We start from the raw sequence: 21,824 nt of genomic DNA on the forward strand, positions 1-21,824 counted from the left end.
CGTGGGCGCCATTCCACACAGGAATCACCCCCCGGTCAACCCGGATCGACCCTCACCGCCCGGGGGCGGTTCCGGCTGCCGTGCTGTTGCGCGGAGATGACCGCAATAAAGGAAAAAACCAATGCTGACAAATAGATGAATAGACATACAACCACGTCGATTGCGCAATCATTGCGCATTGAACGTGTCGTCATCAGCCCCGTTCACACATAAATCTCTGCATAACTTACAAGAATCTGATATTTTTCGGATGAGATTCTTGGCCGGTCTTGCAAGAAAACTATTGCGTTTGTTTCTGTCTGCGCCGTTCAATGGCGTTGGTTGATGTCCCCGCGGGGCAACGTGTAGTGCAGCGACGCACCGGGCCAGGGTTCCGTCCGTTTTTCAATCCCCGGTCTGTTTCGTCTTTCGCTGCCTTGCGCTGGCGGGAGGGGGCCCGGACATTCTCGGAACGCCATGTCGCTGATCCTGATCCTCGCTCTGCCGTTCGCCGGCAGCCTGTGCGCCGCGCTGCTGCCATCCAACGCCCGCAATGCCGAGGCCTGGTTGGCCGGCCTCATCGCGCTGGCCTGTGTGGTTCTGGTCGCCACCCTTTATCCGGACGTCGCCAACGGCGGCGTGGTCCGGTTCGACATGCCGTGGGCGCCTGCCCTGGGCCTGCAGTTCACCCTGCGCATGGATGGCTATGCCTGGCTGTTCGCGCTGATCGTCTCGGGCATGGGCGCGCTGGTGGTGTTGTATGCCCGCTACTACATGTCGCCGGAAGATCCGGTGCCGCGCTTCTTCTCGTTTTTCCAGGCCTTCATGGCCGCGATGCTCGGCGTGGTGCTTTCGGGCAACCTGATCCAGCTGGTCATGTTCTGGGAAATGACCAGCCTGGCGTCCTTCATGCTGATCGCCTACTGGCACCATCGCCTGGACGCCCGGCGCGGCGCCCGCATGGCGCTGACGGTCACGGGCGGCGGCGGGCTGTGCCTGCTGGCGGGCGTGCTGATCCTGGGCCACATCGTTGGCAGCTACGACCTGGACCGCGTGCTGGCCGCCGGCGACCTGGTGCGCGCCGACCCCTGGTATCCGGCCGTGCTGATCCTGGTGGCGCTGGGCGCGCTGACCAAGAGCGCCCAGTTCCCATTCCACTTCTGGCTGCCCAACGCCATGGCGGCGCCCACCCCCGTGTCCGCCTATCTGCACTCGGCGACCATGGTGAAGGCGGGCGTGTTCCTGCTGGCGCGCTTCTGGCCGGTGCTGTCCGGCACCGACGAATGGTTCTGGATCATCGGCGGGGCGGGGCTGGTCACACTGGTGCTTGGCGCCTACGCGGCCATCTTCCAGCAGGACATGAAAGGCGTGCTGGCCTATTCCACCATCAGCCACCTCGGGCTGATCACGCTGCTGCTGGGCTTGAACAGCACGCTGGCGCTGGTGGCCGCCATCTTCCACATGATCAACCACGCCACGTTCAAGGCCTCGCTCTTCATGGCGGCGGGGGTGGTGGACCACGAAACCGGCACGCGCGACCTGGGCCGCCTGTCCGGCCTGTACAAGGCCATGCCCATCACCGCCACGCTGGCCATGGTGGCGGCGGCGTCCATGGCGGGCGTGCCGCTGCTCAACGGCTTCCTGTCCAAGGAAATGTTCTTCGCCGAAACCACCTTCGTCAGCGGCGACCGGATCACCCAGATCGGCCTGCCGCTCCTGGCTACCATCGCGGGGGCGTTCAGCGTGGCGTATTCGCTGCGCTTCATCCTCCAGGTGTTCTTCGGTCCGCCGGCCACCGACCTGCCGCGCGCGCCGCACGAGCCGCCCCGCTGGATGCTGTTCCCCAGCGCGCTGCTGGTCTTCATGTGCCTGCTGGTGGGAGTGGTGCCGGGCCTGACCGTCGGCCCCTTCCTGGCCTCCGCGGCCCAGAGCATCCTGGGGCAGGACATGCCCGAGTACAGCCTGGCCGTCTGGCATGGCGTGAACCTGCCTCTCGTGATGAGCCTAGTCGCCACCACCGCCGGGGTGCTGCTGTACCTGGCGCTGCGCGCGCACCAGCGCGCCAATCCCGGGCGCGTGCCCTTCATCTACCGCCTGGACGGGCGCCGCACCTTCGAGGCGCTGCTGGACGGCTCCAGCGTGGCCGCCGCCTGGCTGCTGCGCTGGCTGGCGTCCTCGCGCCTGCAGGTGCAGATGCTGCTGATCGTGCTGGGCACCTTGTTCGTCGCCTGGCTGCCGCTGCGCGCCGGCGGCTGGCTGGACGGGGCGGGCCGCCTGACCCCGGTGGATCCGGCGTTCGCGCTGCTGTGGGTGGTGGGCGGGGTCTGCGCCCTGGCCGCGGCCTACCAGGCCAAGTATCACCGCCTGGCGTCGCTGGCGCTGGCCGGCGGGGCGGGGCTCATCACCTGCCTGACCTTCGTCTGGTTCTCGGCGCCCGACCTGGCGCTGACGCAGCTGTCCGTCGAAGTCGTGACCCTGGTGCTGCTCCTGCTGGGCCTGCGCTGGCTGCCCCGGCGCATCGCCCAGGACGAGGATGAAAGCCTGAAGGCCACGCTGCGCGCGCGTGGCCGCCGCCTGCGCGACCTGCTCATGGCCGTCGCGGCGGGCGCCGGCATGTCGGCGCTGGCCTACGCGGTGCTGACCCGTCCGCAGGGCGAAACGATTTCTTCCTATTTCGTGGACCGCGCGCTGCCCGACGGCGGCGGCACCAATGTGGTGAACGTGATCCTGGTGGACTTCCGCGGCTTCGATACATTCGGCGAGATCACGGTGCTGGGCATCGTGGCGCTGACCGTCTATGCGCTGCTGCGCCGCTTCCGGCCCGCCGCCGAAAGCGCGGACCTGCCGCGTCAGCAGATCGACCAGGATGGCGGCGTGCCGGCGGCCCCGGACATCAAGTCGGTGGTGCCCGCGGGGTCGATGATGGTGCCTACGGTCCTGGTGCGCCTGCTGCTGCCCACGGCCGCGCTGATCTCCGTGTACTTCCTGCTGCGTGGCCACAACGAGCCGGGCGGCGGGTTCGTCGGCGGCCTCATCTTCGCCACCGCCGTCATCCTGCAATACATGGTCGGCGGCGTGTACTGGGTGGAGTCCCGCAGCCGCCTCAATCCCCAGAACTGGATCGGCATCGGCCTGCTGTTCGCGGGCACCGCCGCGATGGCCGCCTGGCTGGTCTACAAGCCCTTCCTGGCCGCGCTGTCCTGGGACATCGCGCTGCCGCTGGTCGGCCACGTGCACCTGTCCAGCGTCCTGCTGTTCGATCTGGGCGTGTACATGCTGGTCGTGGGATCCACCGTGCTGGTGCTGGTGGCGCTTGCCCACCAATCGCTGCGCGCGCAACGCAAGGCCGCCGCCGAAGTCCAGGCGGCCGCCGCTCAAACAGGGGAAGCCTGATGGAATTGATCTATGCCATCGCGATCGGCGTCTTGGCCGGCTCGGGAGTGTGGCTGCTGCTGCGCCCGCGGACCTTCCAGTTCATCATGGGCCTGTCGCTCGTTTCCTATGCCGTGAACCTGTTCATTTTCGGCATGGGCCGGCTCACTTCGGGCCGCCCGCCGGTGGTGGATCCGGCCGCGGCCCATGATCCCTCCTGGTATGCGGATCCGCTGCCGCAGGCGCTCGTGCTGACCGCCATCGTGATCGGCTTCGCCACCACCGCGCTGTTCCTGGTTGTGCTGTTGGCCTCCCGCGGCCTCACGGGTACCGACCACGTCGATGGACGGGAGTCCGAATTTTGAGTTTCTGGCTGCAACACCTTCCCATACTGCCCATCATCACCCCGCTGCTGGCCGGCGCGGCGATGCTCCTGCTGGCCGACACCAGCCGCTACGCGCGCGGCGCGATCGCGCTGGTGTCCACCCTGGCCCAATTGGCCGCCGCCATCGCCTTGCTGGCGGTGGCCGGCGGCGCCGTGCCCGGCGTCTGGCCGGACGGGGTAGGGGTCTACCTGGTGGGCGACTGGCCCGCGCCCTTCGGCATCGTGCTCGTCGTCGACCGGCTGGCCGCCGTCATGCTGACGCTGACAGCGGTACTGGGCCTGGCCACGCTGGTCTACGCTCTGGCCCGCTGGGACCGCGCGGGCGTGCATTTCCATTCCCTGTTCCAGTTCCTGCTGATGGGCCTGAACGGCGCCTTCCTCACGGCTGACCTGTTCAACCTGTTCGTGTTCTTCGAAGTGCTGCTGGCCGCGTCCTACGGCCTGTTGCTGCATGGCTCCGGCATGACGCGCGTCAGCGCGGGCCTGCAGTACATCGCGGTGAACCTGGTGGCCTCGTTCCTGCTGCTGATCAGCATCGCGCTGATCTACGGCGTCACCGGCACACTGAACCTGGCGGACCTGGCGCTGCGCGCGGGCAACCTGGCCGGCGCCGACCGCATGCTGTTCGAGGCGGGCGCAGCCATCCTGGGCGTGGCCTTCCTGGTGAAGGCGGGCGCCTGGCCCTTGAACTTCTGGCTCGTCAGGGGTTATGGCTCGGCCGGCGCGCCCGTCGCCGCCATGTTCTCCATCATGACCAAGGTGGGCATCTATGCGCTGCTACGCATCGGTTCGCTGCTGCTGCCCTCGGGAGCACCCGCGGCGTTCAGCCTGGATTGGATGTTCGCGGCGGGCCTGGCCACGCTGCTGTTCGGCGGCCTGGGTCTGCTGGCCACGCAGCAGCTGGAGAAGATGGTGGGCTACTGCGTGATCGTGTCGGCCGGTACGCTGCTGACCGCGCTGGGCATGCCCGGCGTGACGCTGACCGGCCCGGCGCTGTTCTACCTGATCAGTTCGGTGCTGACCACGGGTGCGTTCTTCCTGCTGGCCGAACTGATCGAGCGTACCCGCAGCTTCGGCGCCAACGTGCTGGCGGTTACGCTCGACGCCTTCGACCTGGACGATCCGGCCTCGGTCAACCGTTCCGACGACGTGGTGGGCGTGGCCATTCCCGCGGCCATGGCTTTCCTGGGGCTGGCCTTCATCTGTTGCGCGCTGCTGGTGACGGGGCTGCCGCCCCTGTCGGGTTTCGTCGCGAAGCTGTCGCTGCTGTCGGCCGCCGTCTCGGCGGCCAATGAATCCGCCTTGCCGATGGACGCCTGGATCCTGGTGGCGGCGGTGCTCGTTTCCGGCCTGGCGGGCCTGATCGGGTTGGGCCGCACCGGCATCCGCGTGTTCTGGGCCAGCGACGACCGCAGCACGCCGCGCCTGCGCGTGATCGAGGCGGGGCCCGTGGCGGTGCTGCTGCTGCTTTGCGTGGGCCTGGCGGCCGGCGCGGGGCCCGTGTCGGCCTACCTGGATGACGCGGCCCGTTCCCTGGACCGGCCCCAGTCGTACATCGAGGCCGTCATGTCGGCTCAGACCGTGCGCGGCCTGAAGGAGGGAAGCTGATGCGGCGCCTCTATTTCGTATTCCTGCCGGTCTTCCTGTTCGTCCTGTGGCTGGTCCTGAACCAGAGCTTGTCCGTGGGGCAGGTTGCGCTGGGCATCGCGCTGGCGCTGTGGTTCACCTGGGCCGCGTCCCGCCTGCGTCCGCTGCATGCGCGGCCGCATCGCCTGTGGAAGGCGGTGCCGCTGTTCCTGCACGTAACGGCGGACATCATCAGGTCCAACATTGCGGTGGGCAAGCTGATCCTGAACCCCCGGCCCAATGATTTTTCCCCCGGATTCATCATGATTCCGCTGACCATGCGCGACCCGCACGGCCTGGCGATGCTGGCCTGCATCGTCACCTACACGCCCGGCACGGTCTGGGTGGACCTGACCGACGACCACCACCTCAAGCTGCACGTGCTGGACCTGCAGAATGAAAGCGACTGGATCAAGCTGGTGCAGGAGCGCTACGAGCGCCCGCTGATGGAGATTTTCGAATGAATACCGTACTTTATTGGGCGGCGTCCTTTGCCTTGCTTTGCTTCGCGCTGGGCATGGTGTGCGCCACCGTCCGCCTGCTGCGCGGGCCCACCGCCCAGGACCGCGTTCTGGCCCTGGACACCCTGTACATCAATGGCATGCTGACGATGCTGGCCTTCGGCATCCGGTCGGGCACGTCCGTGTATTTCGACATTGCGCTGCTGATCGCGCTGTTCGGCTTCGTCGGATCCACCGCGATGGCCCGTTTCCTGCTGCGCGGCGAGGTGATCGAGCCATGATGGAAGCCCAGATCCCCCTGTGGGCCGGCATCCCGGCCAGCATCCTGCTGGTGTTGGGCGGCCTGCTGGCCCTGACCGGCTCCGCCGGCCTGCTGCGGTTCCGCACTTTCTATGCCCGCATCCATGCGCCCACGCTGGGAAATACCATGGGCTGCGGCTGCGTGCTGGGCGCGTCCATCCTGGTCTTCTCGGCGCTGTCGGCCCGGCCGGTATTCCACGAGGTGGTCATTACCTTGCTGCTGATCGTATCCTCGCCCGTGACCGCGATGCTGCTGATGCGCGCCGCAACCTACCGCAACCGCCTAGCTCCCGCGGATGCGGAGAAGGACGCGCGTTAGCGGACGCGCGTTAGCAGACGCGCGTAGCGGCGCGCGTAGCGGACGCAGGCCGGGACTTAATGATGCGTCGCGTCAATTGAAACGTAATTTTACGATTTCACGTTGCTGGACACCCCGGCGGCGCCCCATCGTGGGATAGTGAGGCAATGGCCTGCTCCCCCCGGGGGCGAGCAGGTCCCGAGCGAGCGGCGCCGGTTCGCAGTCCGCGCCGCTCTGGTGCAAACGCTATTGAAGGAGCTGGCCATGAATACTCGACCCATGCACACGAAACGCCTTGCGGCGACCCTTTGCGCGGCAGGCCTGATGCTGGCCGCGGGGGCGGTCCACGCGGCTGATGCGACAGGCCGCGGCACAGCCCAATCCCAATACCAGCAGGACGTGGCGGCGTGCAAGAGCGGCAGCACCGGACAGGATCCGGCCGCGTGCATGCGCGAAGCCGGCGCGGCCCGCCAGGAAGCCGGGCGCCACAATCTGAAGGAAGGCAGCGCCGACCAGTACCAGCAGAACATGATCGACCGCTGCAACCGCCTGCCGGCGGCGTCGCGCCAGGATTGCGTGACCCAGATGACCGCGCCTACCAATGTGCGCGGCAGCGTGCAGGGCGGGGGCGTGCTGCGCGAAACGGTGATCCAGGTGCCGGCGGACTCGGTGCCGCCCGCCAGCGGCGCGCCCGCCGCGGCTCCCGCGCCCGCTGGCGGCGCGATGACCGCGCCGGTCCGCCAGTAAGGGCTGGGCAGGGGCTGGGAACCGCGCATTCCGGGCCTCCCGGGGCGCAGCCGCCGCTACATTCAGGCAAAATGGCGGCTGTCGCCCTTTTTCACGCATATTCATGTCCGACGTCATCGCCCTGATTTTCGATTTCGACGACACGCTGGCCTCGGACAGCACGTCCGGCTTCCTGGAAAGCATTGGGGTAGACACTGCGTCCTTCTGGAAGGACGAGGTCGATCCTTTGCTGTCGCGGCAGGACTGGGACCCCGTTCCCGCCTACCTGTACCAGATGATCCGGCTGTCGCAGGGCGGCAAGCATGGCCTGATCACCCAGCAACGCCTGCAAGACTGGGGCGCCCGGTTGGAATTGCACGAAGGCGTGCCCACCTTGTTCCAGCGCCTGCGCGCCGCCGTCAGGGCGGAGCAGCCGCAGGTGCAACTGGAGTTCTACCTGATTTCCAGCGGTATCGGCGACGTGGTCCGTTCCACACCCATCGCCCATGAATTCACCGAGATCTGGGCGTCCGAATTCGTCTACGGCGAGGACGGCGGCATCGAGTTCCCGCGCCGCATCGTCAGTTTTACCGACAAGACCCGCTATCTGTTCCACATCCAGAAAGGCATCATCGGCCGCGATTTCCGCAACAAGCCCTTCGAAGTCAACCGCAAGGTTCCCGAAGACCGTTTGCGCGTGCCGTTCGACCAGATGGTTTTCGTCGGGGACGGCTACACGGACATTCCGTGTTTCTCGCTGATCCGCCGCGCAGGCGGCTTCGCCTTCGGTGTCTGGGATCCGAAGCACCGCGACAAGCGCAGCCGGGCCTGGGGCTTCATCGAAGAGGGCCGGGTGTCGAACCTGAACCAGGCCCGCTACGACGAAGAGGCAGAGCTCTACCAATGGCTCGAAGAGGCCGTCACCAGCCTGGCCGGCCGCATTGCATTGAAGTCCCGGGTGTACCGTGGTTGAGGCGGATGCCGTGGCGGCCGTCCCGCCCTGGACGGCGCAGGATGCCGCTTTCATGACCCTGGCGCTGGAAGAGGCCCAGGCGGCCTACGGCATCGGCGAGGTGCCCGTGGGCGCGCTGGTGGTGTCCGCGCAGGGCGACATACTCGGGCGCGGGTACAACCGCACCATCATCGACCACGACCCGACCGCCCACGCCGAGATCGTGGCGTTGCGCAACGCCGCGCGGGCGCTCGAAAACTACCGGCTGCCGGGAATCACCGTGTACGTCACCCTGGAGCCGTGCGTGATGTGCATCGGCGCCATGCTGCACGCGCGGCTGGCCCGCGTCGTGTTCGGCGCCTACGATCCCAAGACCGGCGCCTGCGGCAGCGTGCTGGACGTGGGCTCGGTGCCCAAACTCAACCATCACACTTCAGTCACCGGCGGCGTGCTGGCGGAACCCTGCGGCGAGCTGCTGCGCCGGTTCTTCCGCGAGCGCCGCAGCAAGGAATCCATAGCATGAGCACCCCCAAAGCCGCCAAGCCGCGCGGCGCGAAAGCCGCCGCCAGCCACGATCATGGCCACGCCCACGACCACGAGTGCGGCGACGATTGCGGACATGACCACGGCCACGATCACGCGCTGCCCGACGCTCGCGGCATCTACCTGATCTCGCCTTCGTCCGCGGTGCGCGATCCGGCCACGGTCGAGCTGGCGCGCGAGCGCCTGCAGGCGCAGGGGTTCAAGACGGCCCTGGACCGCACGGCGTACGCTCAGCACCAGCGCTTTGCCGGCACGGACGCGCAGCGCCTGGCCAGCCTGACGCGCGCGGCCAAGCAGAAACTGCCTATCGTGATGGTGACCCGCGGCGGCTACGGCATGGGCCGCCTGCTGCCTTCGATCGACTGGAAGGCCATGGCCGACAGCGGCAAGCGCTTCGTCGGCATGAGCGACTTCACCGCCTTCAACCTGGGCCTGCTGGCGCAGACCGGCGCGGTCAGCTATACCGGCGCCACGGCCGTGGCCGACTTCGGCGGCAAGAAGGTAGACGACCTGACCGAAGCGCTGTTCGGCGAAATCATGCGCGGCGAACTGGAGATCCTCAGCTTCGAGACCCAGGACGCCGACCCGGTCGACTGCCGGGGCGTCCTCTGGGGCGGCAACCTGGCCATGCTGACGTCCCTGGTCGGCACCCCTTACATGCCCAAGGTGCGGGGTGGAATCCTGTTCCTGGAAGACGTGGCCGAACATCCCTACCGCATCGAACGCATGCTGATCCAGCTGCACCAGGCGGGCATCCTGGGCCGCCAGAAAGCCATCGTGCTGGGCCGCTTCTCGGACTACAAGCTGGCTCCCCACGACAAGGGCTATGACCTGCACGAGGTGGTGGCCTGGCTGCGCCGCACGGTCAAGGTTCCGGTGGTGACGGGGCTGCCTTACGGCCACGTGGCCACCAAGGCCACGCTGCCGATCGGGCAGAAGGTCGGCCTGGCCACCGAGCGCGGGCTGGCGCACCTGGTGCTGGACGAGCACCATCACTGAGCGCCCGCTGCGGCGCTAGCGGGCCGGATCGGCGGGCGCACCGGCCCGGACTTTGCGGGCGAGATCGGGCAGGGCCTTGAACAGCAGGCGCGTGGCCGCGGTGGCGGGCCGTTGCCGGCTGATGTCCATCAGCACCGTCTGGCGGATGGGCGGGTCGGTCAGGCGGATCGGGACCAGGCTGCCGTCCTTCACTTCCGCGGATACGGCATGGCTGGGCAATATGCTGTGCAGGCCGCCGCGCTGGATGGCGTCCTTGATGGCGACGCCGGAGTCGGCCTCCAGCACCACGTTCAATTCGATGCCCGCCCGCAGCGTCAGGCTGTCCAGCACCGTGCGTAGCGCGTTCGGACGCACGGGCAGCGCCAGCTGCACCGCCGCCAGGTCGGCCAGGCGTAGCTCGCGGCTTGCGGCCAACGCCGATCCGGCGCTGGTCACCACCTTCATTTCCGTTTCGAACAACACTTCCTGCATGCGCGTGGACGCGGCGCGATACCGGTTGTAGATGCCGATATCGATCTTGCCGTTGGCCAGCCAGGCTTCGATCTCCCCGCTATAGCCTTCGAAGGCCCGCAGCCGGATTCCCGGATAGTGCGCCCGGGTGTATGTCAGCAGCATGCCGATGAGCGGCTGCGACAGGGAAGGGATCAAACCCAGGTTGACGATGCCGGCCGGCTTGCGCTGGCCGGCCTTCGCTTCTTCCAGCAACTGATCGGCCTCCAGCAGCAATGCCTGGGCGCGCGGCAGCAGGCTTTCTCCCAGTTCCGTCAACAGCACGCCGCGTCCCGTGCGGAAAAACAGGCGTCCGCCGAACTCCTGTTCCAGCTCCGACAGTTGGCGGCTCAACGCCGATTGCACGATGCCCAGCGCCGCGGCAGCCCGCGTGAGGCTGCCAGCTTCGGCGATGCGCGCGAATACCCGCAGGTTCTTGAGATCCATGATCGCCATCCATCTCAGTCTGAGATAACTGGTTTATTGAAATTGCCCATTCCTGATGGCTGGATTTCAGCACAGAATGCCTCGTACCTCTCGTGTTCGCGCAACTGGCAGGCCGGATCGCCCCGGCACGGCCCAAGGAGTCAGCAGATGAGTTTCGAGGAAAGTGCGGGGCCGCTGAAAGGCGTGCGTATCCTTGATTTGTCCACCGTGGTGGCCGGCCCCTGGGCCGCGACGCTGCTGGCGGACCTGGGCGCCGATGTGCTGAAGGTGGAGATTCCCGGGGCGGGCGACCCCTTGCGCGCGCTGGCGCCGCATAAGGAAGGGGTGCCCCTGTGGTGGAAGGTCGCGAACCGCAACAAGAAGGGAATTTCCATCGATCTGCGTACCCCGGAGGGCCGCGCCATCGTGGCGCGCCTGCTGCCGGATTTCGATGCCCTGGTGGAGAATTTCCGTCCGGGAACGCTGGACGGCTGGGGCATGACGCGCGAATGGTTGCACCAGCACAACCCGGCGCTGACCATCCTGCGCGTGACGGGGTTCGGCCAGACGGGGCCCTACCGCAACAAGCCCGGATTCGCCCGGGTCTTCGAGGCAATGAGCGGCTTGACCAATATTTGCGGCGAGCCGGACGGGCGGCCCCTGCACATGGGGTTTCCGATCGCCGACGCGGTGGCCGGCCTGTTCGGCGCCCTGGGCATCGTCTCAGCCTTGTACCGCGAAAAAGTCGCGCCGCGCGGCGAGGGCCAGGAGATCGACTGCTCGCTGATGGAATCGATGTTCCGGGTCATGGACTTCCTGCCCATCGAGTACGACCAGCTCGGCATTGTCCGCGGGCGACTGGGCAACAGGAGCCAGTACGCCGCGCCGGGAAACGTCTACCGGACCCGGGACGGCCATTGGGCCTCGATCGCGGCGTCGACTCAGCGCATTTTCGAGCGGCTCTGCGTGGCGCTCGAACTGACCGGCGTGGCCGAGGATCCCCGCTACAGGACCAATCCCGACCGGGTGCGCAACCGCGAGGCGCTGGACGCCCTGGTGGCCGAGGCCATCGGGCGCCATACGCTCGATGGGCTGGCAGCCTTGCTGGACGCGCACTCGGTCGGGTTCAGCCCGATCTACGACATCGCGGACATTTTCCGCGACCCGCACATCGCCGCTCGCGAGGGAATCGTCTCGGTGAACGACGACGAACTGGGGCCCGTCAGGATGCAGAGCGTCGTGCCGAGGTTTTCCGCGACGCCGGGCGCCGTGCACCACGCGGGGCCCAGCCTCGGACAGCACAACGACGAGGTGCTGGGCGCGCTGGGCTATTCCGGTACGCAGCAGGCCGGGCTACGGGAGCGGGGCGTGATCTGAAACCGTTCCATTGCCACGGGGCCGCTTTCAGACAGGCCCCGGGCGCCATCAGGAGGAGACAGCAATGCGAGCATGGACAGCAGGGTGGATATTTGCGATCGGCCTGATCGCGGCAGCGCCGGCGCAGGCCGCGGCCGACTGGCCCGCCAAGCCGGTCAAGCTGCTGGTGGGCTTCCCGCCGGGGCAGGCGACGGATGCGGTTGCCCGGATCCTGGCCGAAAGGCTGTCCGCCCGCTTTAACCAGCCCGTGATCGTGGAGAACCGGCCGGGGCAGGGAGGCAGCATCGCGCTGGCCGCGCTGGCGAAGTCCGCGCCCGACGGCTACACCATGATGCTCTCGGCGACGGCCTCGCTGGTCACCAATCCGCACCTGTACAAGTCCACCGGCTACGACACGCTGCGCGACTTCGAGCCGGTCGGCCTGGTGGCCGATCTGCCCATGGTGCTGGTGGCCAACGCGGCCCAGCCGTTCAGCGACGTGGCTGGCTTGCGGGACTACGCCAGGCGCAACCCGGGCGCGTTGAATTTCTCGTCGTCGGGCAACGGCACCCTGTCGCATCTGGGCATGGTGATGCTGGAGCGCGAGGCGGGGCTGCAACTGACCCATATTCCCTATCAGGGCAGCGCCAAGGCGATGACGGACATGATCGCCGACAACGTCGCCATCGGGCTGGACACGGTCGCCGTCACCTTGCCGCACATCCAGTCCGGCCGCTTGAAGGCGCTGGCCGTGGGCGCCAGCCAGCGCCTGCCCATGCTGCCGGACGTCCCTACCTTCGCCGAAGCGGGCTATCCCGCGTTCCAGGCGAATCCATGGTTGGGAATGCTGTTTCCCAAGGGCACGCCCAAATACATCGTGCAGCGCATGAATCAGGAAATCGGCCTGGCCGTGGCCACGCCGGCGCTGTCCGGGTCGCTAAAGGCCATAGGCGCATTCGCGCGCGTCGATACGCCGGAGGACTTCGCGCAGCTGCTGCGCCAGGAGTACGGCAGCTGGGGCGAGCTGGTGCAGCTGTCGGGCAGCCGCGTCGACTAGCCCGCCGGCCGCTGGGCCAGGGCGCCCGCCGCAACAATCAACCACAGAGGAAAGCCGATGAAGCATGACGATCCATTCAAGGCCCTGGTGCTCACGCAGGAAGACGGCAGGACGCAGTGCGGGTTGCAGGACCTGACCATTGCCCAATTGCCCGCCGGCGACGTGACGGTCAAGGTCGACTATTCCAGCCTGAACTACAAGGATGCGATGGCGGTGACGGGCACGGGCAGGATCGTGCGCGACTTCCCCATGGTGCCGGGCATCGATCTGGCCGGCACCGTGCTGGCGTCCAGCGCGCCGGACTATCCGGTCGGAACGCCGGTGGTGCTGACCGGTTGGAGCGTCGGCGAGCGCTTCTGGGGCGGCTATTCCCAGGTGCAGCGCGTCCGGTCGGAATGGCTGGTGCCTCTTGCGGACGGGCTGGACAGCTACAAGGCCATGGCCATCGGCACGGCCGGGCTTACCGCCATGCTCTGCGTCATGGAACTCGAAGCGGCGGGAGCCCGGCCCGGCGCCGGGACGGTGCTGGTCACCGGGGCGTCCGGCGGCGTCGGCAGCGTGGCGGTAGCGCTGCTGGCGCGGCTGGGATACCGGGTCGCCGCGCTGGTGCAGCCCGGGCGCGAGGCCGTGCATCCGTACCTGATGTCGCTCGGCGCGGCCGAGGTCATTGCGGGCGCCGAATGGGCGGAGGTCCCCAAACCCCTGGAAAACCAGCGTTGGACGGCCGCGATCGATACCGTGGGGTCGAAGGTCCTGGCCCGCGTGCTGGCGTCGCTCGAATACGGCGGTGTGGTCGCGGCCTGCGGGCTGGCGGGCGGCGCGGATCTGCCCGGCACCGTCATGCCCTTCATTCTGCGCGGCGTGCGCCTGGCGGGGGTGGATTCGGTGATGTGCCCGGCTGCCAGGCGGCGTGAGGCCTGGGCGCGCTTGGGGCGGGTCTATGGGGAAACGCCGTTCGCCGATATCGCTGCGACCGCCGGGCTGGGCCAGGTGCCGCAACTCGCCGCGAGGCTGATGGCAGGCAACAACCGCGGTAGATACGTCATCGACGTGAACGGGTGAGCGGGGGCCGGCCGCCCGGGCGCGGGACGGCCGTACGGACGGCGCAGCAGGGGCGAACGGGCCCGGCGGGGCGGGGGACAGACGGGCTTGGTACAATGTCAGGTTTCCCGCACGCGTCCTTGACGCCCTTAGCCTCTAAAAAACACCGTGATATCCACCGCCAATCTCACCATCCAGTTCGGCCCCAAACCCCTTTTCGAGAACGTCAGCGTCAAGTTCGGGGAAGGCAACCGCTACGGGTTGATCGGGGCCAACGGGTCCGGCAAGTCGACCTTCATGAAGATCATCGGCGGTGATCTGGAGCCCTCGGCGGGCAACGTGTCGCTGGAGCCGGGCGTGCGCCTGGGCAAGCTGCGCCAGGACCAGTTCGCTTTCGAAGACCTGCGCGTGCTGGACGTCGTCATGATGGGCCATACCGAGATGTGGGCTGCCATGTCCGAGCGCGACGCCATCTACGCGAACCCGGAAGCGACCGAGGACGACTACATGCGCGCGGCCGAACTCGAGGCCAAATTCGCGGAATACGACGGCTATACCGCCGAAGCGCGCGCCGGCGAACTGCTGCTGGGCCTGGAAATCGCGGTCGACCAGCACAATCTGCCGATGCGCGAAGTGGCGCCGGGCTGGAAGCTGCGCGTGCTGCTGGCGCAGGCCCTGTTCTCGAATCCCGACGTCCTGCTGCTGGACGAGCCCACCAACAACCTGGACATCAACACGATCCGTTGGCTGGAGAACGTGCTCAACAGCTACCAGAGCACGATGATCATCATCAGCCACGACCGCCACTTCCTGAACCAGGTGTGCACGCACATGGCCGACGTGGACTACGGAGAGATCCGCATCTACCCCGGCAACTACGACGACTACATGCTGGCCTCCACCCAGGCCCGCGAGCGCCTGGTGGCCAACAACGCCAAGGCCAAGGAACGCGTCGCCGAACTGCAGGACTTCGTGCGCCGCTTCGCCGCCAACAAGTCCAAGTCGCGCCAGGCCACCTCGCGCCTGAAGCAGATCGACCGCATCAAGTCCGAGCAGGTCGTGGTCAAGCCGTCGTCGCGCCAGAACCCCTACATCCGCTTCGAGCAGAACAAGGTCATGCACCGTCTGGCCGTCACGGTCGAGAACCTGTCGAAGGCCTACGACGCTCCGGTCATCCGCAACTTCTCGGCCATGGTCGATGCCGGCGAGAAGATCGCCATCATCGGCGCCAACGGCGTCGGCAAAACGACGCTGCTGCGCCTGCTGGCCACCGAGCTGCAGCCGGACGCCGGTTCGGTTAAATGGTCCGAGAACGCGGACCTGGGCTACATGGCGCAGGACGTGTCCGACCAGTTCCTGCAGACCGACGTCAACCTGCTTGACTGGATGGGCGAACACCGCCAGCCCGGCGACGACGATCAGTCGATCCGCTCCGTGCTGGGCCGCCTGCTGTTCTCGGCGGACGACCTGCCCAAGGCGCCCAAGGTGCTGTCGGGCGGCGAAAAGAACCGCATGACCTTCGGCCGCCTGATGCTGGGCCGGCACAACGTCATGCTGCTCGACGAACCCACCAACCACCTGGACATGGAATCGATCGAGTCGCTGCAGTTCGCGCTGGAAAAGTACGAAGGCACCCTGGTCTTCGTTTCGCACGACCGCGAGTTCGTGTCGGGCCTGGCCACCCGCGTGATCGAGATCCTGCCCTCGGGCGAGATCGTCGACTACCGCGGCGGCTACGACGACTACCTGACTTCCCGCGGCATCGACGCCTGATGCCCACGCCCGGCCGCCTGCGGCGGCCCGGGCGCGTCCAGCTCACATGCCGATGGTCATGCCGCCGTTGGCATAGATATGCTGCCCCGTGATGTACGAGGCGGCGTCGGACAGCAGGAAGCACACCGGCCAGGCCACTTCCGCGGCCTGCCCGAAACGTCCCAGCGAGATCTGCGACAGGTAGGTGTCGCGGAACTTGTCCCCGCGTATGGTTTCCGTCATGGGCGTTTCCACCACGCCGAAGCCGATGGTGTTCACGCGTATCCCATACTTGCCCCATTCGCGCGCCGCGCTCATGGTCAGCCCCAGCACGCCGGATTTCGCCGCCGCGTAATTGATCTGCCCGATCGTGCCGCGCCGTCCCGCGTCCGACGTGATGTTGACGATGGCCCCGCCGGGCTTGCCCGTCGATCGGGCCGCGGCCAGCATGTGGCGGCCGGCCGCCTGCAGGAACTGGAACGAGCCGGTGAGATGCACGTCGATCACCTTCTGCCAGGCTTCCTGCGTCATTTTCTCGATCATGGCGGTGCGCGTGATGCCTGCATTGTTCACCAGGCCATCGACCGCGCCGAAACGCGCGGCGGTCTGTTCGATCACGGAAGCGGCGAAAGCCGCGTCCGAGACGTCGCCGGCCAGCGTGAGGAGCCGGCCTTCGGGAGCGTCGCGTTCGAAGGCCGCCAGCGCATCCGCGTTCATGTCCACCGCGGTCACGCGGGCGCCGAGCTGCAGCGCCAGTTCGCTGATGGCGCGGCCGATGCCCTGGGCCGCGCCCGTCACGATGATGCTGCGCTGGTCGAGTAGATAGGCTGTGGGGTTCATGTCGTTTCCTTGGTTGATGTCAGAGCGTTTCGGCGCCGCCGAGGATCAGCGTGGCCTGGCTGGACAATTCGCCGCCGTTGCCGTGCGCCAGCGCCAGGCGCGCCCCGGGCACCTGGCGCGCGCCGCCCAGCCCGGCAAGCTGGACGAACGCCTCGACCATGGTGAACAGGCCGTACATGCCCGGATGCACGCAGGACAGGCCGCCGCCGTTCGTGTTCACGGGCAGTTCGCCGCCCGGCGCGATGCGCCCGTTCTCGACGAAGGCCGCGCCTTCGCCCTTGGCGCAGAAGCCCAGGTCTTCGAGGAACAGGATGGGATTGATGGTGAAGGCGTCGTAGAGCTCCAGCACATCGATGTCCTGGGGGCGGACGCCGGCCTGGGCGTAGGCGCGCGCGCCGCTCTGCACGGCCGCCGTGACGGTCAGGTCGGGCATATTGGTGATCTCGCGATGGTCCGTCGCGGCCGCGGCTCCCAGCAGGTAGGCCGGCCGAGCGCAATGGTCGAGGGCGCGGTCGGCGCGCGTCATCACCACGGCCGCGGCGCCGTCCGTGACCAGGCAGCAGTCGCGCACGCCCAGCGGTTCGGCGACCATGCGGGCCGACAGGTATTGCTGCATGTCCAGGGGCTCGCGCAGATAGGCCTCAGGATTCAGCGCGGCCCATTGGCGGGCGGCGATGGCGACCGCGCCCAGCTGTTCCCGCTTGAGGCCGTACTGATGGGCATAGCGCGAGGCCGCCAGCGCATAGGCTCCCACGGGCCGCGCAAGGCGGTAGGGAGCCTCGTTGGGCGAGGGGCGCATGGAGCTGACCAGCTTGCCGGCGGCGCTGCGCTGGTTGCTGCCGTAGGCAATGAGCGCGACGTCGCACTGGCCGGCTTCCAGCGCCAGCGCCGCCCACATCGCGTGCGTGAGGAAGGAGGAGCCGCCCGTGCGGTTGTTTTCCGTGAGACGGGGCGAAATGCCCAGGTACTCGGCGAAGCCCAGGCCGGACATGAAGTCGTCGGGCAGGCCGATGAACAGGCCGTCGACCTGGTCGGGCCGCAAGCCTGCCTGGTCCAGGGCGCGCAGGCTGGCTGCGACGGCCAGGTCCATGGAGCTCATCCCGGGAGACTGGCCGATGCCGTAGGTGGCGCCGGCGACGATGGCGGTCTTGCCGCGCGGGAAATGATCCTGGCTCATGCCTGCTCCGATACGGGTTCGAACACCAGCACGCCGCGGCCGGCCTCCTGGACGACGCGGGCACGCACCCGCAAGCCGATGCGCACTTCGTGCGCGGGCATGCCCTCCACCCGGGACATGAGCCGCGGCCCTTCGTCCAGGTCCACCAGCACCACGCCGTAGGGCGGTTCGGGGGGCCGTGGATGGATGACGGTCGTGGCATGGACCCGGGCCAGCCCGCTGGGCGCGACCCATTCCAGGTCGCGCGAACCGCTGCGCGGCGCCGCCACGCGCGGATAGAAGAAATGCTCGCCGCTGGCGCGGTCGCGCTGCAGCATGAAGCGGCCTTCGTCCAGATAGGCTTCGTAGCGAGCCTGGGGGGCCGGGTCGGCCGAGGTGTTTTGCGTAGGCATGCGGTTCAATCCCATTTGTAGGCCAGCGGCTGTTTTTCGACGAAGCGCCGGGCGGCGTCGCGATGGTAGGCGCTGTCGCGGCAGATCGCCTGGGCCATGGCTTCCTGCGTGTAGATGTCCTCCCGGGTGGATTCGTAGGTCCGGTTCATGATCGATTTGGCCAGGCCCAGCGCCTGCGTGGGAGCGGCGTGGAAGCGTTCGGCCATGGCCAGCGCCTGATCCAGGGGATCGCCGTCGCACACGGCCTGCACCAGGCCGAGGCGCAATGCCTCCTCGGCCTCGCATACCCGGGCGGTGAACACCAGTTCCTTGGCGCGCGCCAAGCCGACGGCGCGCGGCAGCAGGTACATGCCCAGCATGTCCGGCACATAGCCGATGCGGGCGAACACCGCGCAGAAGGTGGCGCCGCGCCCCGCGATGGCGTAGTCGGCGCAAAGCGCCAGCGACAGGCCGGCCCCGAAGGCGACGCCGTCCACCGCGCTGATCACGGGCTTTTCCAGGTCCACCAGCGCGTCGTACCAGCGGTGGATCTTGCGGATGCGCTCGCGTCCTTCAAATGCGTCCAGGCCCTGGGCGTGGGCTTGCGCGATGGACTTGATGTCGCCGCCTGCGCAGAAATGCCCGCCGGCGCCCGTGAGGACCACGGCCTTGATCCCGTCGTCCTCGCGCAATTCCGGCAGGGCGCGCGCGAACGCGTCGCGCATCTCCAGGTTGAGCGCGTTGCGCTGGTCGGGCCGGTCCATCGTCAGCACCGCGGTGGCGCCGTGGCGCGTGATCTTCAATGTCATGACTGCTCCTTGTTGCCGTTGTGGTAGGCGACCTGCGTCAGCCAGCGCGCGACCAGCGCGGGCCGCTGCTCGCCATCGATGTCGATGCGCACGTCCCAGTTGAGGCGCGCCTGGCCGTCCGGCAGCTCGTCCATGGCGGCCAGGGAGAACGCGGCGCGGATGCGCGCCCCGGCCTTGACCGCCTGCGTGAAGCGCACGCGGTCGAACCCGTAGTTCACCGCCAGCCGGCGGTTCGGGAAGCGCATCGCGGAAGCGAACAGGCCGGGCAGGAGCGAGAGCGTCAGCAGGCCATGGGCGATGGCCGCGCCGTAGGGGGATTCGGCCTTGGCGCGCTCCGGATCCATGTGTATCCATTGCGTGTCGCCGGTAGCAAGGCCAAAGCGGTTGATGGTGTCCTGGTCGACGGTTTGCCAGGGAGTGAGGGCGGGCGGCTGTCCGGCGAAGGCCCGCAGCGCCTCGAGCGAGTCCAGGGTAATCATGGCGGAACCTCCTTATTGCGCCTTCAGGCCGAGATCGCGGGCGACCGGCAGCCAGCGGTCGCGCTCGGCCTGCACGAAGGCCGCGAATACTTTGGCGTCTCCAGGCATGGGAACCGCGCCGATGCTGGTGAGCTTGCGCTGCAGTTCGGGCTGCGCCAGCGCCTTGTTGACGCTCTGGTTCATGCGCTGGACCACGGCGGACGGCGTGCCGGCGGGCGCCACCAGGCCGAACCAGGCGCTGGCGTCGATGCCGGGATATCCCAGTTCCGCGGCGGTGGGCACGTCGGGCAGGCCCGCAAAGCGCTTGTCGTCGAGCACGGCGAAGGGGCGGATCTTGCCGGCCTGGGCCTGCGCCATGCTGGAGGGCAGGGCGTCGAACATCATGTCGGTGCTGCTGCCCATCAGGCCGACGATGGCCGGCGCGCTGCCCTGGTAAGGCACGTGCGTGACCTGGAAGCCGAGTTTGCTGACGGCGTACTCGCCGGCCAGATAGGTAATGTTGCCGGTGCCCGCCGAACCCATGGTGAGCTTGCCGGGAGACTGCTTGCCCAGCGCGATCAGCGCCTTCACGTCCTTGGCCGGCAGGTCCTGGCGGACCACCAGCAGCAGCGGCGATTTGGCCATGCCCGAGACCGGCACGAAGTCCTTCGCCGGGTCGTAGGTCATCTTCGCGTACAAGGCCTGGTTGACCACCAGCGGGGCATTGGAGCCGACGAAGAAGGTTTTGCCGTCGGGCTTGGCCCGGGCGACGTGGTCGGCCGCGATCATGCCCGCGGCGCCGGGCTTGTTGTCCACGATGATGGCGGCGCCGCCATCTTTGGCGAGTTCCTGCGCCACCAATCGGGTGATCTGGTCGGCGGCGCCGCCCGGCGGATAGGGAACCACGAAGCGGACGGGAGCGTCCTGGGCGCGGGCGGGGGCGGCCGCGATGGCCGCAAGGGCCAGTGCGGCGCAGGCCGCGGCGGTGGGAATGCGCATGGTGTTGTCTCCTTTGTGCTCTTATGGATGCTGCGACGGCGGTTGGTGGGGGGTTAGACGATGCCTTTGACCTTCAGCTCTGCAATGCGCTCCTCGCTCAGGGCCAGCCTCTCGCGCAGCACCGCGTCGGTGTGCTGGCCCAGGGTGGGCGCCGCTCGCTCGTAGCGCAGCGGCGTGTCGCTCATGCGGATGGGATTCGCCACGGACGGGGTATGCACGCCGGCCGCGTGCGGCAGCGACAGCTGCATGCCGCGGTGGCGCACGTGCGGGTCCTGGAACACCTGTTCCATGTTGTAGATGGGGCCGCAGGGCACGTTCACGGCCTGCAGCGCCTGCACCCAATCGCCCATGGCGCGCGTCAGCATGGCCTCGGCGATCGGCGGGATGAGTGTTTCTCGATTCCGGTTGCGCCGCCCCGCCGTGGCGTAGCGCTCGTCCGCGGCCAGGTCCGGGCGGCCGATGGCGCCGCAGAACGCCCGGAATTGCGCGTCGTTGCCCACCGCGATGATGACCTCGCCTTCCTTGCAGCGGAACACCTGGTAGGGAACCATGTTGGAATGGGCATTGCCCATGCGCTGCGGCACGCGGCCGGACAGGAAGTAGTTGATGGCCTGGTAGGAAGAGATGGTGACCACGCAGTCCAGCAGCGACATGTCGATGTATTGCCCCACGCCGCTGACGCGCCGGTGCTCGACCGCGGCCAATATGGCCGTGCTGGTATAGACCCCCGTCAGCAGGTCTGTGATCGCGATCCCGGATTTCATCGGTTCGCCGGCGGGATCCCCGGTGATGCTCATCAGGCCGCCCATGCCCTGGAACACGAAGTCGTAGCCGGGCAGCGGCGCGTACGGGCCGTCCTGCCCGAAGCCGGTGATCGAGCAGTAGATCAAGCGCGGGTTGATCGCGCGCAGGCTGTCGTAGTCCAGGCCGTAGCGCGCCAGCGTGCCCACCTTGTAGTTCTCGACCAGCACGTCGGAATCGCGGGCCAGTTCGACGATCAGGGCCTGGCCTTCGGGCGTGGCCAGATCGACGGTGATGGAGCGCTTGCCCCGGTTGGCGCTAAGAAAATACGACGAGTCCCGGGTTTCGGCGCCGTTTTCGTCCACCAGGAAGGGCGGCCCCCAGCCCCGGGTGTCGTCGCCTTCCTTCGGCCGCTCGACCTTGATCACGTCGGCCCCCATGTCGGCCAGGGTCTGCGTCGCCCAGGGGCCGGCCAGCACGCGCGTCAGGTCCAGGATCTTCAGATGGGATAGCGCGCCGGGCGGCTGCGCGGCGCTGGTGTTGTCTCGTTCCATACGGCTCCGATCGGGGTGGGCCCCGTTATGTCCTGAACCCACCTTAATGACCGGGGCATAGGGCGTCCAATATCGTTTTGCGTGATATCGATTCGATCTGCGTATTGCCGGCC

22 protein-coding genes are annotated in these 21,824 nt (G+C 67.7%); 14 read left to right on the top strand and 8 right to left on the bottom strand.

Annotated features, from left to right (window positions below; genetic code table 11):
• The first annotated feature begins 456 nt into the window (after positions 1 to 456).
• The 10 genes from JL37_RS26900 to JL37_RS26945 all read left to right on the top strand — a co-directional run bounded on the left by JL37_RS26900 (position 457) and on the right by JL37_RS26945 (position 9,641).
• Positions 457 to 3,372 (top strand): monovalent cation/H+ antiporter subunit A, encoded by a 2,916-nt coding sequence (locus JL37_RS26900; protein WP_043548069.1) that lies wholly within the window; start codon positions 457 to 459, stop codon positions 3,370 to 3,372.
• A complete protein-coding gene (locus tag JL37_RS26905; protein WP_043548070.1) occupies positions 3,372 to 3,716 on the top strand; it encodes a Na+/H+ antiporter subunit C in 345 nt (114 codons plus the stop codon). The genes JL37_RS26900 and JL37_RS26905 overlap by 1 nt, the downstream gene beginning before the upstream one ends.
• Positions 3,713 to 5,344 (top strand): monovalent cation/H+ antiporter subunit D, encoded by a 1,632-nt coding sequence (locus JL37_RS26910; protein ID WP_043548072.1) that lies wholly within the window; start codon positions 3,713 to 3,715, stop codon positions 5,342 to 5,344. Before JL37_RS26905 ends, JL37_RS26910 begins: the two co-directional genes overlap by 4 nt.
• Positions 5,344 to 5,826: a Na+/H+ antiporter subunit E gene (locus JL37_RS26915; protein WP_043548074.1), complete on the top strand. Its 483-nt coding sequence runs from the start codon at positions 5,344 to 5,346 to the stop codon at positions 5,824 to 5,826. The genes JL37_RS26910 and JL37_RS26915 overlap by 1 nt, the downstream gene beginning before the upstream one ends.
• Positions 5,823 to 6,104: a K+/H+ antiporter subunit F gene (locus tag JL37_RS26920; protein WP_043548076.1), complete on the top strand. Its 282-nt coding sequence runs from the start codon at positions 5,823 to 5,825 to the stop codon at positions 6,102 to 6,104. The genes JL37_RS26915 and JL37_RS26920 overlap by 4 nt, the downstream gene beginning before the upstream one ends.
• Positions 6,101 to 6,442, top strand: coding sequence for a monovalent cation/H(+) antiporter subunit G (gene mnhG, locus JL37_RS26925; RefSeq protein WP_043548077.1), 342 nt, complete (start codon positions 6,101 to 6,103; stop codon positions 6,440 to 6,442). The genes JL37_RS26920 and mnhG overlap by 4 nt, the downstream gene beginning before the upstream one ends.
• Before the next feature lie 243 nt (positions 6,443 to 6,685).
• The gene (locus JL37_RS26930) at positions 6,686 to 7,168 is read left to right on the top strand and encodes a hypothetical protein (protein WP_081955230.1); all 483 of its coding nucleotides are present in this window, start codon (positions 6,686 to 6,688) and stop codon (positions 7,166 to 7,168) included.
• Between the two features lie 103 nt (positions 7,169 to 7,271).
• Positions 7,272 to 8,120, top strand: coding sequence for an HAD family hydrolase (locus tag JL37_RS26935; protein ID WP_043548081.1), 849 nt, complete (start codon positions 7,272 to 7,274; stop codon positions 8,118 to 8,120).
• Positions 8,121 to 8,130: 10 nt separating this feature from the next.
• Positions 8,131 to 8,622, top strand: a complete 492-nt coding sequence (gene tadA / locus JL37_RS26940; protein ID WP_043548268.1) for a tRNA adenosine(34) deaminase TadA — start codon at positions 8,131 to 8,133, stop codon at positions 8,620 to 8,622.
• Entirely contained in the window at positions 8,619 to 9,641 is a 1,023-nt protein-coding gene (locus JL37_RS26945) for an LD-carboxypeptidase (RefSeq protein WP_043548083.1), read from the top strand. Before tadA ends, JL37_RS26945 begins: the two co-directional genes overlap by 4 nt.
• A gap of 15 nt (positions 9,642 to 9,656) precedes the next feature.
• On the opposite strand, the gene JL37_RS26950 is transcribed toward JL37_RS26945, so the two are convergent.
• Complete coding sequence (locus tag JL37_RS26950) at positions 9,657 to 10,577, bottom strand: LysR family transcriptional regulator (RefSeq protein WP_197064652.1); 921 nt, start codon at positions 10,575 to 10,577, stop codon at positions 9,657 to 9,659.
• 147 nt (positions 10,578 to 10,724) lie between these two features.
• Here JL37_RS26950 and JL37_RS26955 point away from each other — a divergent pair, with 147 nt between their 5' ends.
• From JL37_RS26955 to JL37_RS26970, 4 genes are all read left to right on the top strand, one after another.
• Complete coding sequence (locus JL37_RS26955) at positions 10,725 to 11,933, top strand: CaiB/BaiF CoA-transferase family protein (protein ID WP_043548085.1); 1,209 nt, start codon at positions 10,725 to 10,727, stop codon at positions 11,931 to 11,933.
• A 64-nt stretch (positions 11,934 to 11,997) separates the two neighbouring features.
• A complete protein-coding gene (locus JL37_RS26960; protein ID WP_043548087.1) occupies positions 11,998 to 12,969 on the top strand; it encodes a tripartite tricarboxylate transporter substrate binding protein in 972 nt (323 codons plus the stop codon).
• Between the two features lie 57 nt (positions 12,970 to 13,026).
• The gene (locus tag JL37_RS26965; RefSeq protein WP_043548088.1) at positions 13,027 to 14,031 is read left to right on the top strand and encodes an MDR family oxidoreductase; all 1,005 of its coding nucleotides are present in this window, start codon (positions 13,027 to 13,029) and stop codon (positions 14,029 to 14,031) included.
• A 147-nt stretch (positions 14,032 to 14,178) separates the two neighbouring features.
• Positions 14,179 to 15,783, top strand: coding sequence for an ABC-F family ATPase (locus JL37_RS26970; RefSeq protein ID WP_043548090.1), 1,605 nt, complete (start codon positions 14,179 to 14,181; stop codon positions 15,781 to 15,783).
• Between the two features lie 42 nt (positions 15,784 to 15,825).
• On the opposite strand, the gene JL37_RS26975 is transcribed toward JL37_RS26970, so the two are convergent.
• From JL37_RS26975 to JL37_RS27005, 7 genes are read right to left on the bottom strand one after another with little or no spacing between them, the layout of a single operon-like run.
• Positions 15,826 to 16,602 carry an SDR family NAD(P)-dependent oxidoreductase gene (locus JL37_RS26975; RefSeq protein ID WP_043548091.1) on the bottom strand — a complete coding sequence of 259 codons (777 nt, stop codon included), beginning with the start codon at positions 16,600 to 16,602 and terminating at the stop codon, positions 15,826 to 15,828.
• Between the two features lie 19 nt (positions 16,603 to 16,621).
• Positions 16,622 to 17,779: a thiolase gene (locus JL37_RS26980; protein WP_043548093.1), complete on the bottom strand. Its 1,158-nt coding sequence runs from the start codon at positions 17,777 to 17,779 to the stop codon at positions 16,622 to 16,624.
• Positions 17,776 to 18,171 carry a Zn-ribbon domain-containing OB-fold protein gene (locus JL37_RS26985; RefSeq protein WP_043548095.1) on the bottom strand — a complete coding sequence of 132 codons (396 nt, stop codon included), beginning with the start codon at positions 18,169 to 18,171 and terminating at the stop codon, positions 17,776 to 17,778. The genes JL37_RS26980 and JL37_RS26985 overlap by 4 nt, the downstream gene beginning before the upstream one ends.
• A 5-nt stretch (positions 18,172 to 18,176) precedes the next feature.
• Entirely contained in the window at positions 18,177 to 18,959 is a 783-nt protein-coding gene (locus JL37_RS26990; protein WP_052097616.1) for an enoyl-CoA hydratase/isomerase family protein, read from the bottom strand.
• Positions 18,956 to 19,438: a MaoC family dehydratase gene (locus tag JL37_RS26995; RefSeq protein WP_043548097.1), complete on the bottom strand. Its 483-nt coding sequence runs from the start codon at positions 19,436 to 19,438 to the stop codon at positions 18,956 to 18,958. The genes JL37_RS26990 and JL37_RS26995 overlap by 4 nt, the downstream gene beginning before the upstream one ends.
• A 12-nt stretch (positions 19,439 to 19,450) precedes the next feature.
• Positions 19,451 to 20,416 carry a tripartite tricarboxylate transporter substrate binding protein gene (locus JL37_RS27000; protein WP_043548099.1) on the bottom strand — a complete coding sequence of 322 codons (966 nt, stop codon included), beginning with the start codon at positions 20,414 to 20,416 and terminating at the stop codon, positions 19,451 to 19,453.
• A gap of 53 nt (positions 20,417 to 20,469) precedes the next feature.
• Positions 20,470 to 21,711, bottom strand: a complete 1,242-nt coding sequence (locus tag JL37_RS27005) for a CaiB/BaiF CoA-transferase family protein (protein WP_052097617.1) — start codon at positions 21,709 to 21,711, stop codon at positions 20,470 to 20,472.
• Between the last annotated feature and the right edge of the window lie 113 nt (positions 21,712 to 21,824).

It is taken from the genome of Achromobacter sp. RTa (assembly GCF_000757485.1).
Classification (GTDB): domain Bacteria; phylum Pseudomonadota; class Gammaproteobacteria; order Burkholderiales; family Burkholderiaceae_B; genus Achromobacter.

Coding starts and splice junctions, on each gene's coding strand:
- JL37_RS26900 (WP_043548069.1), top strand. CDS start 457: ATGTCGCTGATCCTGATCCTCGCTCTGCCGTTCGCCGGCAGCCTGTGC.
- JL37_RS26905 (WP_043548070.1), top strand. CDS start 3,372: ATGGAATTGATCTATGCCATCGCGATCGGCGTCTTGGCCGGCTCGGGA.
- JL37_RS26915 (WP_043548074.1), top strand. CDS start 5,344: ATGCGGCGCCTCTATTTCGTATTCCTGCCGGTCTTCCTGTTCGTCCTG.
- JL37_RS26920 (WP_043548076.1), top strand. CDS start 5,823: ATGAATACCGTACTTTATTGGGCGGCGTCCTTTGCCTTGCTTTGCTTC.
- mnhG (WP_043548077.1), top strand. CDS start 6,101: ATGATGGAAGCCCAGATCCCCCTGTGGGCCGGCATCCCGGCCAGCATC.
- JL37_RS26930 (WP_081955230.1), top strand. CDS start 6,686: ATGAATACTCGACCCATGCACACGAAACGCCTTGCGGCGACCCTTTGC.
- JL37_RS26935 (WP_043548081.1), top strand. CDS start 7,272: ATGTCCGACGTCATCGCCCTGATTTTCGATTTCGACGACACGCTGGCC.
- JL37_RS26945 (WP_043548083.1), top strand. CDS start 8,619: ATGAGCACCCCCAAAGCCGCCAAGCCGCGCGGCGCGAAAGCCGCCGCC.
- JL37_RS26950 (WP_197064652.1), bottom strand. CDS start 10,577: ATGGATCTCAAGAACCTGCGGGTATTCGCGCGCATCGCCGAAGCTGGC.
- JL37_RS26955 (WP_043548085.1), top strand. CDS start 10,725: ATGAGTTTCGAGGAAAGTGCGGGGCCGCTGAAAGGCGTGCGTATCCTT.
- JL37_RS26960 (WP_043548087.1), top strand. CDS start 11,998: ATGCGAGCATGGACAGCAGGGTGGATATTTGCGATCGGCCTGATCGCG.
- JL37_RS26965 (WP_043548088.1), top strand. CDS start 13,027: ATGAAGCATGACGATCCATTCAAGGCCCTGGTGCTCACGCAGGAAGAC.
- JL37_RS26975 (WP_043548091.1), bottom strand. CDS start 16,602: ATGAACCCCACAGCCTATCTACTCGACCAGCGCAGCATCATCGTGACG.
- JL37_RS26980 (WP_043548093.1), bottom strand. CDS start 17,779: ATGAGCCAGGATCATTTCCCGCGCGGCAAGACCGCCATCGTCGCCGGC.
- JL37_RS26985 (WP_043548095.1), bottom strand. CDS start 18,171: ATGCCTACGCAAAACACCTCGGCCGACCCGGCCCCCCAGGCTCGCTAC.
- JL37_RS26990 (WP_052097616.1), bottom strand. CDS start 18,959: ATGACATTGAAGATCACGCGCCACGGCGCCACCGCGGTGCTGACGATG.
- JL37_RS26995 (WP_043548097.1), bottom strand. CDS start 19,438: ATGATTACCCTGGACTCGCTCGAGGCGCTGCGGGCCTTCGCCGGACAG.
- JL37_RS27000 (WP_043548099.1), bottom strand. CDS start 20,416: ATGCGCATTCCCACCGCCGCGGCCTGCGCCGCACTGGCCCTTGCGGCC.
- JL37_RS27005 (WP_052097617.1), bottom strand. CDS start 21,711: ATGGAACGAGACAACACCAGCGCCGCGCAGCCGCCCGGCGCGCTATCC.